Annotated in this window: 15 protein-coding genes; 9 read left to right on the forward strand and 6 right to left on the reverse strand. The window is 66.9% G+C overall.

Going from position 1 to position 17,210, the window contains the following annotated elements:
* Window positions 1-10 precede the first annotated feature (10 nt).
* Window positions 11-946, reverse strand: coding sequence for a MerR family transcriptional regulator (locus ACRQ5J_RS14400; protein ID WP_432377588.1), 936 nt, complete (start codon window positions 944-946; stop codon window positions 11-13).
* Between the two features lie 93 nt (window positions 947-1,039).
* Here ACRQ5J_RS14400 and ACRQ5J_RS14405 point away from each other — a divergent pair, with 93 nt between their 5' ends.
* Window positions 1,040-1,471, forward strand: a complete 432-nt coding sequence (locus tag ACRQ5J_RS14405; protein ID WP_432377589.1) for a hypothetical protein — start codon at window positions 1,040-1,042, stop codon at window positions 1,469-1,471.
* Here ACRQ5J_RS14405 and ACRQ5J_RS14410 read toward each other — a convergent pair.
* Complete coding sequence (locus tag ACRQ5J_RS14410; protein ID WP_432377590.1) at window positions 1,468-3,597, reverse strand: TonB-dependent receptor; 2,130 nt, start codon at window positions 3,595-3,597, stop codon at window positions 1,468-1,470. The two genes, ACRQ5J_RS14405 and ACRQ5J_RS14410, sit on opposite strands and share 4 nt — an antisense overlap.
* Before the next feature lie 221 nt (window positions 3,598-3,818).
* Between ACRQ5J_RS14410 and ACRQ5J_RS14415 the strand changes: the two genes are divergently transcribed.
* Genes ACRQ5J_RS14415 through ACRQ5J_RS14425 form a run of 3 tightly spaced genes read left to right on the forward strand, consistent with a single transcriptional unit; the run spans window position 3,819 to window position 6,081 of the window.
* Window positions 3,819-4,103, forward strand: coding sequence for an iron transporter (locus ACRQ5J_RS14415; protein ID WP_432377591.1), 285 nt, complete (start codon window positions 3,819-3,821; stop codon window positions 4,101-4,103).
* On the forward strand, window positions 4,100-5,707 hold the full coding sequence (locus tag ACRQ5J_RS14420) for a PepSY-associated TM helix domain-containing protein (protein ID WP_432377592.1): 1,608 nt from the start codon (window positions 4,100-4,102) through the stop codon (window positions 5,705-5,707). Before ACRQ5J_RS14415 ends, ACRQ5J_RS14420 begins: the two co-directional genes overlap by 4 nt.
* Window positions 5,704-6,081 carry a DUF3325 domain-containing protein gene (locus ACRQ5J_RS14425; protein WP_432377593.1) on the forward strand — a complete coding sequence of 126 codons (378 nt, stop codon included), beginning with the start codon at window positions 5,704-5,706 and terminating at the stop codon, window positions 6,079-6,081. Before ACRQ5J_RS14420 ends, ACRQ5J_RS14425 begins: the two co-directional genes overlap by 4 nt.
* Here ACRQ5J_RS14425 and ACRQ5J_RS14430 read toward each other — a convergent pair.
* From ACRQ5J_RS14430 to ACRQ5J_RS14440, 3 genes are read right to left on the reverse strand one after another with little or no spacing between them, the layout of a single operon-like run.
* Window positions 6,074-7,360 carry a M20/M25/M40 family metallo-hydrolase gene (locus tag ACRQ5J_RS14430; protein WP_432377594.1) on the reverse strand — a complete coding sequence of 429 codons (1,287 nt, stop codon included), beginning with the start codon at window positions 7,358-7,360 and terminating at the stop codon, window positions 6,074-6,076. The two genes, ACRQ5J_RS14425 and ACRQ5J_RS14430, sit on opposite strands and share 8 nt — an antisense overlap.
* Window positions 7,360-9,561, reverse strand: coding sequence for an ATP-binding protein (locus ACRQ5J_RS14435; protein WP_432377595.1), 2,202 nt, complete (start codon window positions 9,559-9,561; stop codon window positions 7,360-7,362). Before ACRQ5J_RS14435 ends, ACRQ5J_RS14430 begins: the two co-directional genes overlap by 1 nt.
* Before the next feature lie 7 nt (window positions 9,562-9,568).
* On the reverse strand, window positions 9,569-10,720 hold the full coding sequence (locus ACRQ5J_RS14440; RefSeq protein ID WP_432377596.1) for a pyridoxal phosphate-dependent aminotransferase: 1,152 nt from the start codon (window positions 10,718-10,720) through the stop codon (window positions 9,569-9,571).
* Between the two features lie 127 nt (window positions 10,721-10,847).
* On the opposite strand from ACRQ5J_RS14440, the gene ACRQ5J_RS14445 reads away from it, so the two are divergent.
* The 5 genes from ACRQ5J_RS14445 to ACRQ5J_RS14465 all read left to right on the forward strand — a co-directional run bounded on the left by ACRQ5J_RS14445 (window position 10,848) and on the right by ACRQ5J_RS14465 (window position 16,398).
* Window positions 10,848-12,011, forward strand: coding sequence for a branched-chain amino acid ABC transporter substrate-binding protein (locus ACRQ5J_RS14445; RefSeq protein WP_432377597.1), 1,164 nt, complete (start codon window positions 10,848-10,850; stop codon window positions 12,009-12,011).
* Window positions 12,012-12,123: 112 nt separating this feature from the next.
* Entirely contained in the window at window positions 12,124-12,618 is a 495-nt protein-coding gene (locus ACRQ5J_RS14450) for a sigma-70 family RNA polymerase sigma factor (RefSeq protein WP_432377598.1), read from the forward strand.
* A complete protein-coding gene (locus ACRQ5J_RS14455) occupies window positions 12,611-13,561 on the forward strand; it encodes a FecR domain-containing protein (protein WP_432377599.1) in 951 nt (316 codons plus the stop codon). Before ACRQ5J_RS14450 ends, ACRQ5J_RS14455 begins: the two co-directional genes overlap by 8 nt.
* Window positions 13,562-13,563: 2 nt before the next feature.
* Window positions 13,564-15,873: a TonB-dependent receptor gene (locus ACRQ5J_RS14460; protein ID WP_432377600.1), complete on the forward strand. Its 2,310-nt coding sequence runs from the start codon at window positions 13,564-13,566 to the stop codon at window positions 15,871-15,873.
* 72 nt (window positions 15,874-15,945) lie between these two features.
* On the forward strand, window positions 15,946-16,398 hold the full coding sequence (locus ACRQ5J_RS14465; protein WP_432377601.1) for a Fur family transcriptional regulator: 453 nt from the start codon (window positions 15,946-15,948) through the stop codon (window positions 16,396-16,398).
* Here ACRQ5J_RS14465 and ACRQ5J_RS14470 read toward each other — a convergent pair.
* Window positions 16,370-17,104: a hypothetical protein gene (locus tag ACRQ5J_RS14470; protein WP_432377602.1), complete on the reverse strand. Its 735-nt coding sequence runs from the start codon at window positions 17,102-17,104 to the stop codon at window positions 16,370-16,372. The genes ACRQ5J_RS14465 and ACRQ5J_RS14470 overlap by 29 nt on opposite strands.
* Window positions 17,105-17,210: the final 106 nt, after the last annotated feature.

Consider the following 17,210-nt stretch of genomic DNA (forward strand, 5'->3'; position numbering starts at 1 on the left):
TATTCCCATGTTATCTGGCTGGCATGGGCAATCCCTCCGCGTAGGCCAGTCGTTCCAGTGCGTCTTCCATCATCATGCGGGCGTGGCCGGCGCTGCGGCCCAGGTCCTCGTGCATGGCGGCGTCGGTCGCGTTGCGGTTTGCGCATTGGGCGCTGTAGCGCTCAAAGCTGGCAAGCATCATCAGGATGTCGGCCAGGTGGCGCGGGCATTCGCAGTTGATGCTGGTCGAGGCGCCGGCCAGCGCGGCCAGTTCCTCGTCGTTCAGGCGTCGCGGCGTCGCCGGCTTGCTGGGGCCGGGCGGCGGCAGCGCGGCGCCGGTCAGCGCCGTGTTGCACAGCACCGCCACTTCCGACGCGTCCGACGGCGCGCGCGCCACCAGGCAGCCATGTTCGCGCAGGCGGCGCACGGTGGCGCTGTCGCAGAAGCGATAGAGCACCACGGCCGCTTTCGCCGTCACCGCCTGCCGCAGTGCGCGGATGCGCGGCATGGCGTCGGCGGTCATTTCCGGCGCCTCGATCAGCAGCACGTCGGCGCTGGCGCCGGCGATTGCTTCAGCGGCGCCTTCCAGTTGCGCACAGGTGGCGGTGATTTCCAGCGCCGGCGCGGTCGCGGTGCCGGTGCGGTTTGCCTCCAGCCGCTGGGCGAGGGCGGCGCCCACCACCGCCAGCTTGAGCGGCCGCATGCCGCTGGCCAGTTGAATTCCGGCCAGCGCGGCCAGTTCCTCCACCTCCATGCGGGCGACGGTGCCGATAGCATGGCCCTGGTCGACCACCCGCTTGAGCAGCCCTAGCCGGTGCACCTGCGCCGCCGAGTACAGTCGCTGCCCCTGCGGCGAACGTTCGGCATCGGAAACGCCGTAGCGGCGCTCCCATACGCGCAACGTTTCCACCGGCAGTCCCGCGAGACGGGCGGCTACGCCGCTGCGATAACCTTTTAACGAATTCATTTTAGCGATCCTCCATTTCAAAATGCTAGCATGAACCGGGAATGAACCGCCGTTGTCGCGCCATAAGCCGGTTCGCACCGATATACTCGGCGCATGACAAAAACGCATCTTCAGGTGGCGGTGATTGGCGCCAGCGCCGCCGGCTTATCTTGTGCGCAGCACCTGCGTGAGCAGGGCTGCGGCGTGGCGATGTTCGACCCCGCGCAGGGCGCGACGATTTCGGATTTCTGGTATGACCACGGATGGCGCCTGGTGTCGCGTGAAAAAGGAGCGCACGCGGAACGGTACGACGCGCTGGTGCTTGCCTTGCCGGCGCGTGAATCGGCCGCGCTGCTGGAGCCGCTGCTGCCGATGACGGCGATGCGCGCTTTCACGATGGCGCCGTCGGCCGATCACTGCATATGGATACCGGCCGTGCAGGTTGGCCTGTGCGGCGACTGGCTGTGTGGTGATGGCGAAAAGGATGCGTCGCTCAGCGGCCGCGCGCTGGCGGCGCGGCTGCTGGGCGAGCGGGTGGCAGCTTAGAACTCGGTGGTGGCGGTCAGCGCGAAAGTGCGCGGCGCGCCCAGCACCAGGTAGCCGGCGCCTTGCGAACCACCGGCCGAGGCCCAGTAGTTCTTGTTGGCGACGTTGTCGACGCGCGCACGCAGCACCACGTTGTGGTCCGCCACCTTGAACGCGTAGCGCGCGCTCAGGTCAAAGCGGTTCCACGACGGGATGTCGAGCGTGTTGGCCGCATTGATCGGTTGCGACGAGGTATGCAGGGCACGCGCCGAAACGCTGAAGTCGCGCACACCCGGCACATCCCAATCCACGCCCAGGTTCAGCTGCGTGTCAGGCACGCCGACTACGTCCTTGCCGTCATTGGCGCCGCCGGCGGTGCGCTGCTGTTTGGCGTCGAGGAAGGTGGCGCCGCCCAGCACGCGCAGTCCGCGCACCAGTTCACCGTAGGCAGTCAGTTCCAGGCCGCGGTTGCGCTGTTCGCCGTCGATGCCGAACACCGTGGTGGCCGGGTTGATGACACCCATCGGCTGCGTGGTGGTGAACAGCGCCGCGGTGGCGCCGTAGCGACCGCTGTCATATTTCGCGCCCACTTCCTTCTGCACCGATTTGTACGGCGCGAAAATCTCGCCGCGGTTCGCCGCCGTGGCGCCGGCGATCGGACCTTGCTGCAGGCTCTCCACGCGGTTGGCATAGACCGACACCGAAGGCGTCACCTTGTAAACGATGGCGGCGATCGGCGTGTTGGCGCTTTTCTCGTAGGGCGTTGCCACGTGGGTGTTGTAGGTATAGCCGGTCTGCTTGATGTTCTGGTGGCGCACGCCCACCGTCACCAGCAGCGTGTCGTTGAGGAAGCCCATGCTGTCGACCAGCGCCTGGCTGACCAGCGTTGCCTTGTTGGTGGTTTGCGGCGCCGTCATGTCGTTGAAGACGCCGGTCAGCGCCGGCAGGGGCAGCGCTTGCGTGTTGTAGATCGACGTGTTCACATAGGCCGAGGTGGCGTAGGCGTTGCGCGAATCGAGATCGAGGCCGGTGGCGGTGGCGGCGAACTTGTGGCTCACCGCGCCGCTGCGCACTTCGCCGCGCACGCCGATCTCGCCGGTGGCCACGTGGTCTTCACGGGCATTGTCGAAGCGGCGCACCTGGCCGCCGCCATTGGCCGCGTTCAGGTTGATGGTGCTGGCCAGGCGGTTCAGTTCATGGCTGCGACGGCCGCCAAGTGCGGCCCACGCCACCAGGTCTTTGCCGAGGTCCCACTCGCCGCGCAGCGTGCCGAACACGTCGCGTTCGCGGGAGTAATCCCATGGCTGGCCGTAGTTGGTCGAGGCGTCCGGCGCCGCCGGCACGGCCAGGCCGGCGCCGACGTTGATCGCCGGGCGCGAGCTATTCAGCTTGCTGCTTTGCCAGCCCGCGTCGGCAGACAGGCGGAATCCGCGGCCGCGATAGTCGGCGCCAATGGCGGCCAGCTGGATCTCGCGGTCTTCGTTGTCGATGCCGGTGCCGCCCCTGCGCTGCGCCACGTTGACCCGCACGCCATAGCGGTTGTCATCGCCGAAGCGGCGGCCGATGTCGGCGGCCAGATAGGTTTGCTTGCCGGTCTGCAGGCCGGCCGACACTTCGGTCAGGTCGGCGTTCGGCGCACGCTTCGGCAGCAGATTGATTGCGCCACCAATGCCGCCGCCGCCCGGCGTCGCGCCGTTCAGGAAGGTATTGGCGCCGCGGAACACTTCCACGCGCTCCAGCAGTTCGGCGGCGATGTACTGGCGCGGCAGCACGCCGTTCAGGCCGTTATAGGCAAGATCGTCCGAGTTGACCGGGAAGCCGCGTATCACATACAGCTCCTGGTAGTTACCGAAGCCGCGCGCCACCCGCACGCCCGGATCGGCCTGCAGCACGTCGGCCACGCTGCGCGCTTGCAAGTCCTGGATGAATTGCTGCGTGTAATTGGTGCTGTTGAACGGCGTGTCCATCACGTCCATGGTGCCGAGCAGGCCGACGCGGCCGCCCTTGGCGACCTGGCCGCCGGCGAAGGTTTTCGACAGGCCGGCTGCCGATGCATCGGCAGAGGCGCTGATAACCACCGATTGCACCGGCGCCTCATCGGCGGCCTGGCTCTGGGCATAGGCGGGCAGGGCGTACAGCGAGGACAATACACACAGGGTGAGGGGTTTTAAGGCTGGAATGTGAGGCATGAGAGACATGAAAGGCTTAAGCTGAGAATGATTTGTATTATCGTTCTCATTGTATCACCGGCGGGCAACCTTGACATGTTCATCATCAGACAACTAGAATGAGAATAATTATCAATTACAATCTGGGCTGACCTTCCCCCGCCGGCAATCTGGTCGCTCTGGCCGCAATGATGTCCGCTATGATGCAAATCCTCCTGAACTACCGCCTCGGCGTCGCCTCGCGCGCGCTGGCGGCAATCGGCGGCGGCTATGCCGTCTCCTCTCTGGCTGTTACCGCATGCGCGCTTTTGCTGCCCGGCCGCGATGTCGACCGCGTGGTCGCGGCAACCCTGATCGGCCTGGTGGTTTATCCCTGCGCCGTCATGTGGTGTTTCGCCGCCGGCACCGCCTTGCGTGCCTGGCTCGTCCTGATCGCCAGCGGCCTGCTGCTGAGCGCTATCATTTTCCTCGGAGGCCGCGCATGAAAGAGGGTTTCCGTCAATCGATGGCGTGGCTGCACACCTGGTCCGGCCTGCTGGTCGGCTGGGTGCTGTTTATGGTGTTCGCCTGCGGCACCGCCAGCTACTTCCGCGACGAGATCACCATGTGGATGAAGCCCGAGCTGCATCAGGCCTCGCACGCCGTGGTCGAGCAGGGCGTGGCCGTCGCCCAGATCCAGGACCTGCTGCAGCAGCGCGCGGCGAAAAGCCCGCGCTGGTTCATCACCTTGCCGACCGAGCGCGAACCGACCGTGCGCGCCAGCTGGGCGCCGCCGCCATCCAAGCAGGAAGGCAAGCCGCGCGGCCGCCGCCGCTTTGAAACGGCCAGCATCGACCCTGTCACCGGCCAGGAACTGAGCGCGGCGCGCGCCACCCGTGGCGGCGATTTCTTCTACCGCATGCACTTCGACATGCACTACATGCCGGTGCTGTGGGCGCGCTGGATCGTCGGCGCCTGCGCCATGTTCATGCTGGTGGCGATCCTGTCCGGCATCGTCACGCACAAGCGCATTTTCAAGGATTTCTTCACCTTCCGTCCGAACAAGGGCCAGCGTTCGTGGCTGGACGCGCACAACGCCACCGCCGTCCTGGCGCTGCCTTACCATTTGATGATTACCTACACCGGCCTGGTGACGCTGATGTTCATGTATCTGCCGCAGGGCCTCAACGCGGTTTATCAGGAACGCGACGCCTTCTACGCGGACCTGAACGGCGGGCCGAAGGCGGAAGTTAAAGCCTCCGGCGTGGCGGCGCCGTTGACGCCACTGGCGCCGCTGATAGCGCAAGCGAGCCGGCACTGGGACGGCGCGCCGGTCGGCCGGATCACCGTCAGCCTGGCCGGCGACAGCGCCGCCACGGTGACCGTCTCGCAGCGCCAGGAAGGCGGCGGCTTGAATAGCACCGTGCCGACGCTGACCTTCGACGGCGTGACCGGCGGCCTGCTAACCGCTTCCGGCAAGCCCGGCGCGGCGGTCGAAACGCGCGGCGTGATGGTCGGGCTGCACATCGGCCGCTTTGCCAATCCGCTGCTGCGCGGCTTGTTCTTCCTTTCCGGCCTGGCCGGCTGCGCGATGGTCGCCACCGGCGTGCTGCTGTGGGCCGTCAAGGAGCGCCCGAAACACCTGAAGGCCAACGCCAACGGCCGCATCGGCTTCGGCCTGCGCCTGGTCGACGGCTTGAACCTCGGCGGCATCGCCGGCCTGCTGATCGCCATGAGCGTGTTCTTCTGGGCCAACCGTTTGCTGCCGGTGGAAATGGCGGCGCGGCAGGACATGGAAATCCAGTGGTTCTTCACGGCGTGGGGCATAGCTGCCGTTGCGGCGCTGGTCTTCCCGGCGCGCTGGATGTGGCGCGTGCAGCTGACGGTCGCCGGCCTGCTGTTTGCACTGGTGCCGGTACTGAATCCGCTGACCGGCGGCGCCGGCCTGTTCGCCAGCGTGGCGCAGGGACTGTGGCCGGTGGCCGGCTTCGACCTGGTATCGCTGGCGCTCGGCCTCACCTTGCTGTGGGCCGGCAAGCGGCTGGGGACAGCCAAGGCTCCGGCCAAGGCGCGGGTCAAGATCAATACTGAAAAAGAGGTGGCGGCATGACGGCCCTGATGAATACCATGGCGGTTCTCGCCGCGCTGACCAGCGCCCTGGGCGGCTTTGCCGCATTGAGCCTGGCGATCGACCGCCATTGGGAGGGGCTGCATGGACGCGGCAACGTGCCAAGCGACAGCACCCGCCGCAAGCTGCGCTGGTCGGGCAGCGGCGGTCTGCTGGTGTCGCTGCTGGTCTGCCTGTTCGTCTGGGGCGCTACGCAGGGATGGGTGGCCTGGGCCGGCATGCTGACGGCCGCCGCGATCGGCCTGGTGCTGGTGCTCAGCTACGCCGGCCGCGCCGTCGTGTGCGTGGGTTGGGCCGCCGCCGGCGTCAGCGCGGCCGCGCTGGCACTGGTGCTGCTGGGCCGCGCTGTTATTTAGCCAGCGGGGCGTCCAGCCCGCGCACGCCGACCAGGCCTAGAATAGCCAGCAGCACGTTCTGCGGGCCGGTATGGGCGTTCTTCGGCGCCCACCACTCCAGCTTCTCGGAGTGATAGCCACCGGACGCGCCGCCGCCGGACATGGTAATCGCCGGAACGCCGAGGCTCATCGGCAGGTTGGCGTCGGTCGAATGGGCGCTGTCCAGCAAGGCCGGGCGCCCTTGTATCGTGGCCGCCGCCAGCGCGGTCCTCACGATGATTGAATCGGTCGCCATTTTGCCGGCCGGGCGGTCGCCGATCAGCACCACGTCGGCGCTGATTGCCTGGCTGTTCCAGCGCTGGTTGGTTTCGTTCACGCCGAGCTGGATGGCGTCCTTGATCTGCTGCTCGACCCTGGCCAGCAGCGGCCCGTCCGCCGAGCGGATATCGATCAACAGCGAGGCCTCGGCCGAAATGCTGTTGACCGATTGTCCACCCTGGACCACGCCCACATTGAACGTCACCTTCGGCTGCGCCGGCACGCGGATATCGTCGATATGCGCGATGGCGCGGCCCGCCGCGTGGATGGCCGACGGCAGGCCGAAACCTTCGTAGCTATGGCCGCCGGGGCCGCGCATCGTCACTTTGAAACGGCGGCTGCCCGCGCCCATATAGGTCACTGGATCGCCATCGACGCCCAGTCCCGGTTCCAGCCCGATGAAAGCCTTGATGTCCTTGCGTTGCTTGAACAGGTGCTTGACGCCTTTCAGGTCGCCCCGTCCTTCCTCGCCGACATTGGCGACAAACAGCACATCGCCCTCGGTCTGGATGCGCGCGTCGCGCAGCGCGTGGGCGATGGCCAGCATCGCCGCCAGCGAGCGGCCGTTGTCGGCGATGCCCGGCGCGTACAGGCGGCCGTCTTTTTCGCGCACGGTGAGGTTGGTGCCGGCCGGGTACACGGTGTCGAGGTGCGCCGCCAGCACCACCAGCGGGCCTTTGCCGCTGCCCTTGTAGGAGCCCAGCACATTGCCCGCTTCATCGATGTGCACATCGGCCAGCCCGGCGGCTTTCAGGCGCCGCTCGTAATCGCGGGCGCGTGCGGCTTCGGCGAAGGTCGGCGCCGGAATGGCGTTGATCGCCAGCATATCCCTCTGCGTCGCCGGCTCGTTGGTTTCAATATATGCCAGCGCCTGTTGCACGGCCGGCTGGGCGGCGATGCGCGCCAGCGTTTTTCCTGCGCCTGCGCCGGCAGGGCGGCGGCGATGGCGAGACTGAGTAGCAGCTGTTTCATGTAGTTCCATTATGGGAGCCGGGCGATCAGCGCCAGTAGCGCGTCGACATCGACTGGTTTGACAAAATAGTGATTGAAGCCGGCCGCATTGGCCTGGTCGCGGTCTTCGCGCCGGCCGTAGCCGGTGACCGCCACCAGCGTGGCCTGCGCGGTCTGCGGCGCGGCGCGCAGACGGCGCGCGAGTTCGTAGCCGCTGATATCGGGCAGGCCGATATCGAGCAGGCACAGTTGCGGTGAACTGGCCTGCGCCAGTTCCAGCGCCCGCAGCGCCGTATGGGCCACCGTCACGTGGTGGCCGCCGGCTTCCAGCAGCAATTGCAGCGTCTGCGCGGCGTCGATATTGTCGTCGACCACCAGCACGCGCAGCTTGCGCGTTGGCGCCGCGACCGGGCCGGGCGCGCTGGCCGCCGGCTGCTGGTGCGTGCCGGGCAGGATGATGGTGAAGGTGCTGCCTTTATGTTCGCCCTCGCTGTCCACCGACACCGCGCCGCCGTGCAGCTCCACTAGTGATTTCACCAGCGCCAGGCCGAGTCCCAGTCCGCCCTGCGAGCGGTCGGAGTTGCGGTCCGCCTGCGCGAACAGCTCGAACACGCGGCTGCGCAATTCCGGCGACATGCCGATGCCGTTATCGCTGACCATCAGCTTGACGTTGCTGCCCTCGGCGCGCGCGGTCAGCTTGATGGCGCCGCCGGCCGGCGTGTACTTGGCGGCGTTATTCAGCACGTTCACCAGCACCTGCACCAGCCGCTTATGGTCGCCCGTGACGGTCAGCGGCGCCGGCGGCAGCGCCACTTCAAAGCGGTGCTGGCGCGACTTGAGCAGCGGGTCGGCCTGTTCCACGGCGTCGGCGACGATGCGCGATACCTCCAGCGGCACCCGCGTCAGCGTCACCAGCCCGCGCGTCACCCGCGACACGTCCAGCAGGTCGTCCACCAGCCGCGTCATGTGGTGCACCTGCCGCACAATGATGCCGGCGGTGCGCTGCACGGCCGCCTCGCTGGCGTGGCCGCTTTGCAGCAGCTGGGCGCCGGCGCTGATCGGCGCCAGCGGGTTGCGCAGCTCGTGCGCCAGCATGGCCAGGAATTCATCCTTGCGGCGATCCGCCTCGCGCAGCTGCTTTTCGGCTTTCAGATGCTGTCGTTCCTTCTCCTGCAAGGACTGCGCCATGGCGTCCAGCGCGCGCGCCAGTTCGCTGATTTCTTCATTGCCGTAGCGGATGCCGCTGCGCGCCTCCAGCGTGCCGGAGGCGATGCTGTTGGCGGTGGTGGCCAGCCGCTTCACGCGGCGCAGCACCAGCACGTCGCCGACGAACCATGCGGCTAGCAGCGCCAGGCCGATGGTCGCGGCCAGCGCCAGCAGGTCCAGCATCTGGTCGTGGCGCGCGTTGGCGGTGATTTCATCGGCCGGGATGCCGATGGTGAGCGTGTAGTCGGACAGTCCGTTGCTGCCCACGCGCGCGAAACGGTGCAGCCGCTGCACGCCGTCCGGGCCGGCCAGCAGCACCGGTTTGCCGGGCTCCGCCGCCATCGCCAGCCGCATCTCGGGCGACACCGGCTTGCCGAACCACTGCTCCGGGTTGGGCTTGCGCGAGATGATGCGGCCTTCGGAGTCCGCGGTGAGCAGCAGCGAACCCGGTGGCAGCTTGATGTCGGCGACGAACTGGTCGAGCTGCGTCAGGTCCAGCGCGGCGAACACCACGGCGCGCACCTGGTCGTCGTCGTCCAGCACCGGATAGGTGAGGTTGACGGTGTGCTTTTGAATCACCCGGCCGAAGATATAGCCGCCGGCGACGAAGCGCTTCAGGTGCACGGCGCGGCGGAAATGGGTGCGGTCGGCCAGGTTGACCGGCTTCGGCGACGGCACCGCGCTACAGGTGACGTCGCCGTTCAGCTGGATCAGGCCGAAATTCACGTAGTCCGGATTCTGCCGCTGGATGTTGGCCAGCAGCCGGCTGCACTCAGCCTGGTCGCCCATCAGGTCGGGAATGCTGGCCAGGTCGCGCAGGATCTGGCGCGCGCCGGCGATCGATTGCGCCTCGTTGGCGGCGGCCAGATTGGTCAGGCGCTGCAGGTTGTCTTCGGCCACCTCCACCGCGTGCGCGCGCTCGCGGGCGCCGTTCACCATCGTCATGACTGCGATCGGCGCGATCGCCAGCATCACCAGCAATATCAGGCGGCTGCGCAGGCTATTCAGCTGAAGCAGGAAGGCCACGGCGCGCTCAGTTGGCGTGGTACAGCGCGTTGCCGAAGGCGACGATGGCGCGGACGCCACGGCGCAAGGTGGCCACATCGTCCGAGATGTAGCCGATGCGGATGTAGCCCGGCGCGCCGAGCGCGTCGCCCGGCATGACGGCCACCGCGCATTCGCTCAGCAGCCTTTCGCTGAAGGCCACGGTGTCCATGGTCAGGCGCGAGATGTCGGCCCACAGGTAGGGGCCGGAAGCAGGGCAGCGCATGGTCAGCCACGGCAGGCCGTGGGCGATGTCGAGCACCAGGTCGCGCCGCTGGCGGTAGTCGGCCAGCATCGCCGCCGGCTCGCCGGACTCGAACGCTGCCGCCATCGCCAGCTGCATCAGCATCGGCGCGGCGGCCGTGATCGGGCCTTGCAGCGTCTCCATGGCGCTGACGATGTGCGCCGGCGCCACCGCAAAGCCGGCGCGCCAGCCCATCATCGCGTAGCTCTGCGAGGCGGAGAACAAGGTGACGATGCCGGCTTCGCGCCAGTCCGGCCGCGCCGCCGGGCTGTGATGCGCGCCGTCGAAGATCAGCTTCTCATAGCTTTCGTCGACGATGGCGTGGGCGCCGCGACGTTTCAGCCAGGCGGCGATGCGCTCCAGCTCCTCCCCGCCGAGCACCGCGCCGGTCGGGTTGTGCGGGTTGTTGATGATGAGGATGCGCGCCGGCGGTAGCGCGTCCAGCACCGCGTCGGTGATCTCGTCCGGCAGGTCCACCAGCACCGGCCGCAGTTCCAGCAACTGGCAGGTGGCCACGTAGGCCGGCCAGTGCGGCTTGAAGATGATGACGGCGTCGCCGGGATCGGCCATCACATACAGCGCCTCATACAAGGCCTGCTTGCAGCCGTTGGTGATCAGGATCTCGTCGGCCGTGGCGGGGATGCGGTTCTCGTTGACGACCTTGGCGGCCAGGCGCGCGCGGATGTGCGCATCGCCGCCGACCGCGGTGTAGGGCAGGGCGGGCTGCTGCAAGCCTTGCCGCACGGCGGCCAGCACGCCCTCCGGCGCCGGGAAGTGCGAGATGGCGATGGAGAAGTCGATCACGTCCTCGCCGCGTGCTTTCATGGCGTCCACCCTGCCGTGCATGGCGGTGGTGGCCAAAGGTCTGGAACGGGCAATGCGGCGCGAAATGTCCATATTTGATTCACTCTGGGAAATATTTATTCTACTTTAATCGGCTGCCGGCGCAAACGCGAATTGGCAATCGTGCGCAAAGCTCTGGTATGCTAGCGCCCTTATTTAATTCGGCTTCAACGAGGAATTCATGCAGTTAATAGCAAAATCGGCCCGTCGCGCCCTGGCGCTGGCCGCCATCGGCACGGCCGCCGCCGGCGCCGCGCAGGCGCAGGACATCATCAAGATCGGCCACGTGGCCGCCACTTCCAGCGCCATCGCCCACCTGGGCAAGGACAATGAAAACGGCGCGCGCATGGCGGTTGATGAGCTGAACGCCAAGGGCGTGGTCATCGGCGGCAAAAAGTACAAGATCGTGCTGCAAGCCGAAGACGATGCGGGCGATCCGAAACAGGCCACCACCGCCGCGCAGAAGCTGGCGGACGCCAAGGTGCTGGGCGTGATCGGCCACCAGACCTCGGGCACCACGATCCCGGCGTCGCGCATCTATTATGACGCCGGCATTCCGCAGATTACGCCGTCGGCCACCTCGCCGCAGTACACGCGCCAGCGCTACAACACCACCTTCCGCAACATCGCCAACGACGAGCAGCTCGGCCCTGCGCTGGCGCGCTATGCGATGCAGACGCTGAAGGCCAGGCGCATCGCCGTGGTGGACGACCGCACAGCCTACGGCAAGGGCCTGGCCGACGAATTCGCCAAGACCGTCAAGCGCACCGGCGCGGCCAGCGGCAGCGCCATCGTCGCCACGCAGTACACCAACGACAAGGCCACGGACCTGATGGCGATCCTGACCGCCATCAAGGCGACCAAGCCGGATATGGTTTTCTTCGGCGGCATGGACGCGGTGGCCGCGCCGATGCTGCGCCAGATGAAGCAACTGGGCTTCCCGGTCAAGTTCATGGGCGGCGACGGCATGTGCTCGGACTCGGTGCCGCGCCTGGCCGGCGACGGCATGGTCGACGGCCAGGTAATCTGCGCCGAAGCCGGCGGTATCGAGCCGGCGCAGGAAAAAGGCATGGCCGATTTTCGCGCGGCTTACAAGAAGCGCTTCGGCGTCGAGGTGCAGACCTACGCCGCGTATTCGTATGACGCGCTGATGACGCTGGTGGACGCGATGCAGCAGGCGGGTTCGCCGGAGCCGGCCAAGTACCTGCCGTTCCTGGCCAGGATCAAGCACAAGGGCGTGACCGGCACCACCTCGTTCGACGCGCGCGGCGATGTGCAGGACGGCGCGATCACGATCCATACCTTCAACGGCGGCAAGCGCCAGAAGCTGGCTGTTATCAAGTAGGGATCAACTAAACTATCCCAAAGGCAGGCTGCCGCGGATTGGCAGCCTGCTACGGTTTGTGTCATACTGGGAATGATTCTTATTCCTTGCTGATCTAACTGTGTCCACGTTTGTGCCTTCTCACCATGACGCCGGCTCGCTGTACAGCAGCCATCATGGCTGGCTGCACAACTGGCTGTGGCGCAAAATCGGCTGCCGCGACGGCGCCGCCGATATCGCCCACGATACCTTCGTTCGCGTGCTGGATGCCGGTGCGCTCGGCGTCCTGCGCGAACCGCGCGCCTATCTCAGCACCATCGCCAGCGGCCTGCTGGTCAACCACTGGCGCCGCCTGACGCTGGAACGCGCCTATCTGGAAGCGCTGGCGCAGCAGGATCAAGCGGTGGCGGCCTCGCCGGAAGAGCGTGCGCTGGTGATCGAGGCGCTGATGCAGGTCGACGCCATGCTAAACCAGCTTTCGCCGAAAGCGCGCGAAGCCTTCCTTCTGTCGCAGCTCGACGGCCTGACTTACGCTGCCATTGCCACACGCTTGCAGGTATCCGAGCGCATGGTAAAGAAGTACATGGCGCAGGCGATGCTGCAATGCCTGCTGATCGCCAATGGCTGAAACGGCGGCGCTGGAGTACAGCGTGCTGGAACAGGCGGCCGAGTGGTTCGCCGTTCTCGGCGCGCCAAATGTGACGGCCGGCCAGCGACAGGCGTGGCAGCAGTGGCTGGAAGCCTCGCCCGCGCACCGCGAAGCCTGGCGCCGGGTCGAAGCAATCAACGCCCAATTCAACGCCTTGCCCGGCATGACCGCGCGCGCTGCGCTTTCGGCCGCGCCACGCCGGCGTCGCGCCCTCAAGGCCTTGCTGCTGTTATGCGCCGCCGGCGGTGGCGCCGGCTTTGCGCTGCGCCGCGAGCAGGCGGGCGAGTACCTGGCAGCCCTCAGTGCGCATTACCGCACCGGTGTGGGCGAGATCGCGCCGCTGCCGCTACCCGATCGCACGCAGGCCTGGCTGAACACCGATAGCGCAGCCGACGTGGCGTATGCCGGCGCCGCCCGCCTGGTGCTGCTGCGGCGCGGAGAAATCCTGCTGCACAGCGGCCAGGACGACCATCTGCCGGCGCGGCCGCTGCTGGTGCAGGCGCGCGGCGTGCGCTTGCGGGCGCTCGGCACCCGGTTCGCGGTGCGGCTGACGGCGCAGGGCACGCGGCTGGCCGTGTATGAAGGCGCGGTGGCCGTGGGCGAACACGCGGTGGTGCCGGCCGGCTCGCAGGTGGACATCATCGATGGCCGCGCCGGCGCGCTGGCGCCAGCGCACGAGGAAAGCAGCGCCTGGTCGCGCCGCCTGCTGATCGCCACGCAGATGCGGCTGGCGGATTTCATCGCGGAGCTGGCGCGCTATCGGTACGGTTACATCAGTTGCGATCCGGCGCTGGCCGACCTGCGGCTGGTAGGCAGCTATCCGCTGGCCGACACCGACCAGGCGCTGGACATGCTGGCGGCATCGCTGCCGGTGCGTATCAAGCGCACCTTGCCCTGGTGGCTCACCGTTACGCCGCGCTGACCATGAAAAGATTGTTGCTGTTGGCCGCGCTGCCGTCACTGGCGGTGGCGGCTCCGGTTATTCCCGCCGGTTCGCTCGACCAGGTGCTGCGCGCCTACACGCTGGCCAGCGGCGTTTTGCTGAGCGCGGATGGTCGCCTGACGCTTGATGTGCGCAGTCCGGGCCTGGCCGAGGTGTCGGGGCCGGAACGCGACCTGCCGCGCATGCTGAACGGCACCCGGCTGGAAGCGGTGCGGGCGGCCGATGGCAGTTACCTGCTGCGCGTCGCGGCGCCGGCGCCGCCAGTTGAGGTGCTGCCGGAAGTGGTCGCGCGCCCGCCAGCGCCGGCGCCGTTCGACACGGTCAGCTCGTTCGCCGTCCAGGGCGGCGCGGCGCTGCGCGATATCCCGCAGGCGCTGAGCGTCGTCGGATCGGCGCAGATGCGCGAACGCGGGTTGCAAAGCATGGCTGAACTGCTGGCCTATGTGCCGGGTGCGCAGGCCACGCTGGGCGAGGGCAATCGTGACAGCGCCGTCTTCCGCGGTTATAACACCAGCGCCGATTTTTACCTCGACGGCATGCGCGACGACGTGCAGTACTACCGCGATTTCTACAATACCGAAGCGGTGGAAGTGCTGAAAGGTCCGAACGCGATGGCGCTCGGGCGTGGCGGTTCGGGCGGCTCGATCAATCGGGTCAGCAAGCAGGCGCAGTGGCGCGACATCGGCAACGCGGAACTGCAACTGGGCGCCTGGCGCGAGCGCCGCGCCAGCGTCGATGTCGGCGCGGCGCTTACTCCGCGTCTGGCCTGGCGCCTCAACGCGGTCGACGAAAGTTCGGCATCTTACCGCGACGGTGTATGGCTCAAGCGTTACGGTATCAGTCCTTCGCTGGCGTGGCTTGACGGCGACGGCACGCGGCTGCAACTGAACTATGAACATTTCCACGACCGGCGCAGCAGCGACCGTGGCGTGCCGTCCTATCGCGGGCGTCCGGTGGCCGCCGATCCGTCGACCTTCTTCGGCGATGCGGGCAATAGCTACAACAGCATCGATATCGACGGCATCACGCTGCGCGTCGAGCGGCAGTTCACGCCATCGTTCAAAATGAGCAGCCAGCTGCATTACGCGGTCTACGACAAGTTTTATCAGAACGTGTTCGCCGGCGCTGTGCAGGACGATGGCGCGACCGTCATGCTGCTGGCTTACCAGCGCAGCACACGGCGCGCCAACCTGCTGTATCAGGGCGAGCTGGAGACGCTGGCGACCACCGGCGCGGTGCGCCACCGCCTCAGCGCGGGACTGGAGCTGGGGCGGGTGCGCAACGACAACGTACGCGCCAGCGGTTACTTCGACACCCTGGGGCAGGACACGCTGTACGCCTATGTGCCGGTAACGCGGCCATCGATCCACCTGCCGCAAGGTTTTCGTCCGGCGGCCGGCGACGCCCAGAACGCCAGCCGGGCGGAAAACGTCTCGCTCTATCTACAAGACCAGATGACGCTCTCACCGCAATGGCAAGTGCTGGCCGGCCTGCGCGCGGAGGCGGTGAACGTGGCGTTGCGCGACATCCGCGACGCCCGGCAACTGGCCAGCCGTGACCGTCCGGTGGCGCCGAGACTGGGACTGACCTACCGGCCCGTGTCGCCGGAGTCGCCGTTGTCGCTGTACGCCAGCGTGAGCAAAACCTACGTCCTGCGCGCGGGCGAGCAGCTAACGTCGCTGACAGTGGCCAATCAGTCGCTGGCGCCGGAGGTGGTGCGCAGTCACGAATTGGGCGCGCGCTGGGAGGACGGCGACCGGCTGTCCGCCAGCGTGGCGGTGTATCAGCTACGGCGCGGCAATGTACTGGTCGACGATCCGCTGCGCGCCGGCGACGCGGTGCTGGCGGAAGGGCAGCGCGGCTCTGGTCTGGAGCTGGAGGCAGCGGGGCGCGTCAGCCGCGACTGGACGCTAAACCTGGGCTACGCCTGGCAACGCTCGCGCCTGACGGCGACCCAGAGCGCCACTTCGCAGTCCGGCGCGCGGATGCCGCACACGCCGCGCCAGACCTTGTCGCTATGGAGTTCGCATACGCTGCGGCCGGGCTTCGAGGCGGCGCTCGGTGTTATCGCGCGCGCCAGCATGTACACCTCGACCAGCAACGCCGTCGTGCTGCCCGGCTATGCGCGGCTGGACGGCACGCTGGCGTGGCAGCCGGCGCAGCGCCACCGCGTGCAGCTGCGCATCGAAAATCTGCTCAACCGCCGCTATTTCGCCTCGGCGTACAGCGACAACAACATCATGCCCGGCGCGCCACGCGCGGTGCGGGTGACGCTGACCAGCCGCTTCTGAAAATATCTTTGCGTTGGCGGTTCCCTTTTTTCATCTCGCTTGGCATAGCGGATGTAAGGAGGAGAATCAGCAATGCAAGAACCACATCATGGAACGGCAGCGCACCAGCGGGTGCAGGAATGGATACGCAATTCGCCGTTGCGCATTACGAAGGCACGTTCGGCGCTGGCGGCGGTGCTGCTGCGCCAGGTGGAGCCGATCAGCGCCGAGGCGGTGTTTCGCCAGTTGATCGAAGATGACCAGAATGTCAGCCTCGGCTCGGTGTACCGCATTCTCAAGCAAATGGAGGATGAAGGGCTGGTGCTGCGCGACCGTCACGTGACGTCGGGCGGCGTCAAGGCGATCTACTCGATCCGGTCCGACGTGGCGCACAACCGCAAGTATCTATTCCAGTGCGACGTCTGCGGCCGCCAGCAGCGCATTGCCGATGCGGTGCTGGCCGGGCAACTGGCCAGTGTGGCGGCGCTGGAAGGCTATGCGCTGCCGGACGAAATCCTTATTCCTGCTCGCTGTCGCGGGTGCTGAGGGCGATCAACTGATCGAACAGGTTCGGCCCGGACAAGGCGCGCTTGGTCAGGTCGGCCAGTGATCCCGGCGTTGGCGGGCCGTCGTGGGCCGCATGGTTGAAGTAATTGAAATCGAGCTCGATTTTTTCCTTCAGCGACGCCGCGTAGTCTTCAGGGTACTGCGCCTGCTCCAGCGCCGGCAGCGACTCGAAGTGCGCCAGCACGTCCTTGAAGAAGTTGGTCATCTTGCCGGTCTGGTTATATTCCTGCATGGCTTTAGCCACGACCTGGCTGCGCCAGGCCTGTTCTTCGTTGTAGGCCTGCGTGTCGGCGGCGCGGCGCTCATTGACGGTGAAGGTGCCGCTTTCGTCGTTGGCGATGGTGGACAACTGCTCGCGCGACAGGCCGGCGAACGGATTGCTGCCTTTGCCGTTGACGAAGGCGGTGGCCGCGTCGGCCGACGCGGATGCGCCGGCGTCGTCTGGCACGGGGCGCTGCCCGGCGGCGGCGGCTTTGTGTTCGGCGTCGAGCGTGTAATGGATGGTCCTGGTATTTTCAATCACTTTGGCGTTGAGCTGCGTGTAGGTCAGGCCCTGATTGCGCTCGCTGGTCACGGTGGCTGCGGCGTACAGGCGGCTGGCCAGCGTGGATATCTTCGGCTCATCGGCGACAGCTTTCACGCTGGCAGCCGCTTGCGCTGCGACGGCGGTTTTTTGCATATCCACGAAAGGCATATCCGCGCGACGTGCCTGCAAGTTCGATGTAACGTTAATCATTTTGCACCTCCTGCCGCCAGCGTACCACGATCGGCAATAATCCGCCCGGCGCCAT

Source organism: Duganella sp. P38, from assembly GCF_050859475.1.
Lineage (GTDB): Bacteria > Pseudomonadota > Gammaproteobacteria > Burkholderiales > Burkholderiaceae_D > Rugamonas.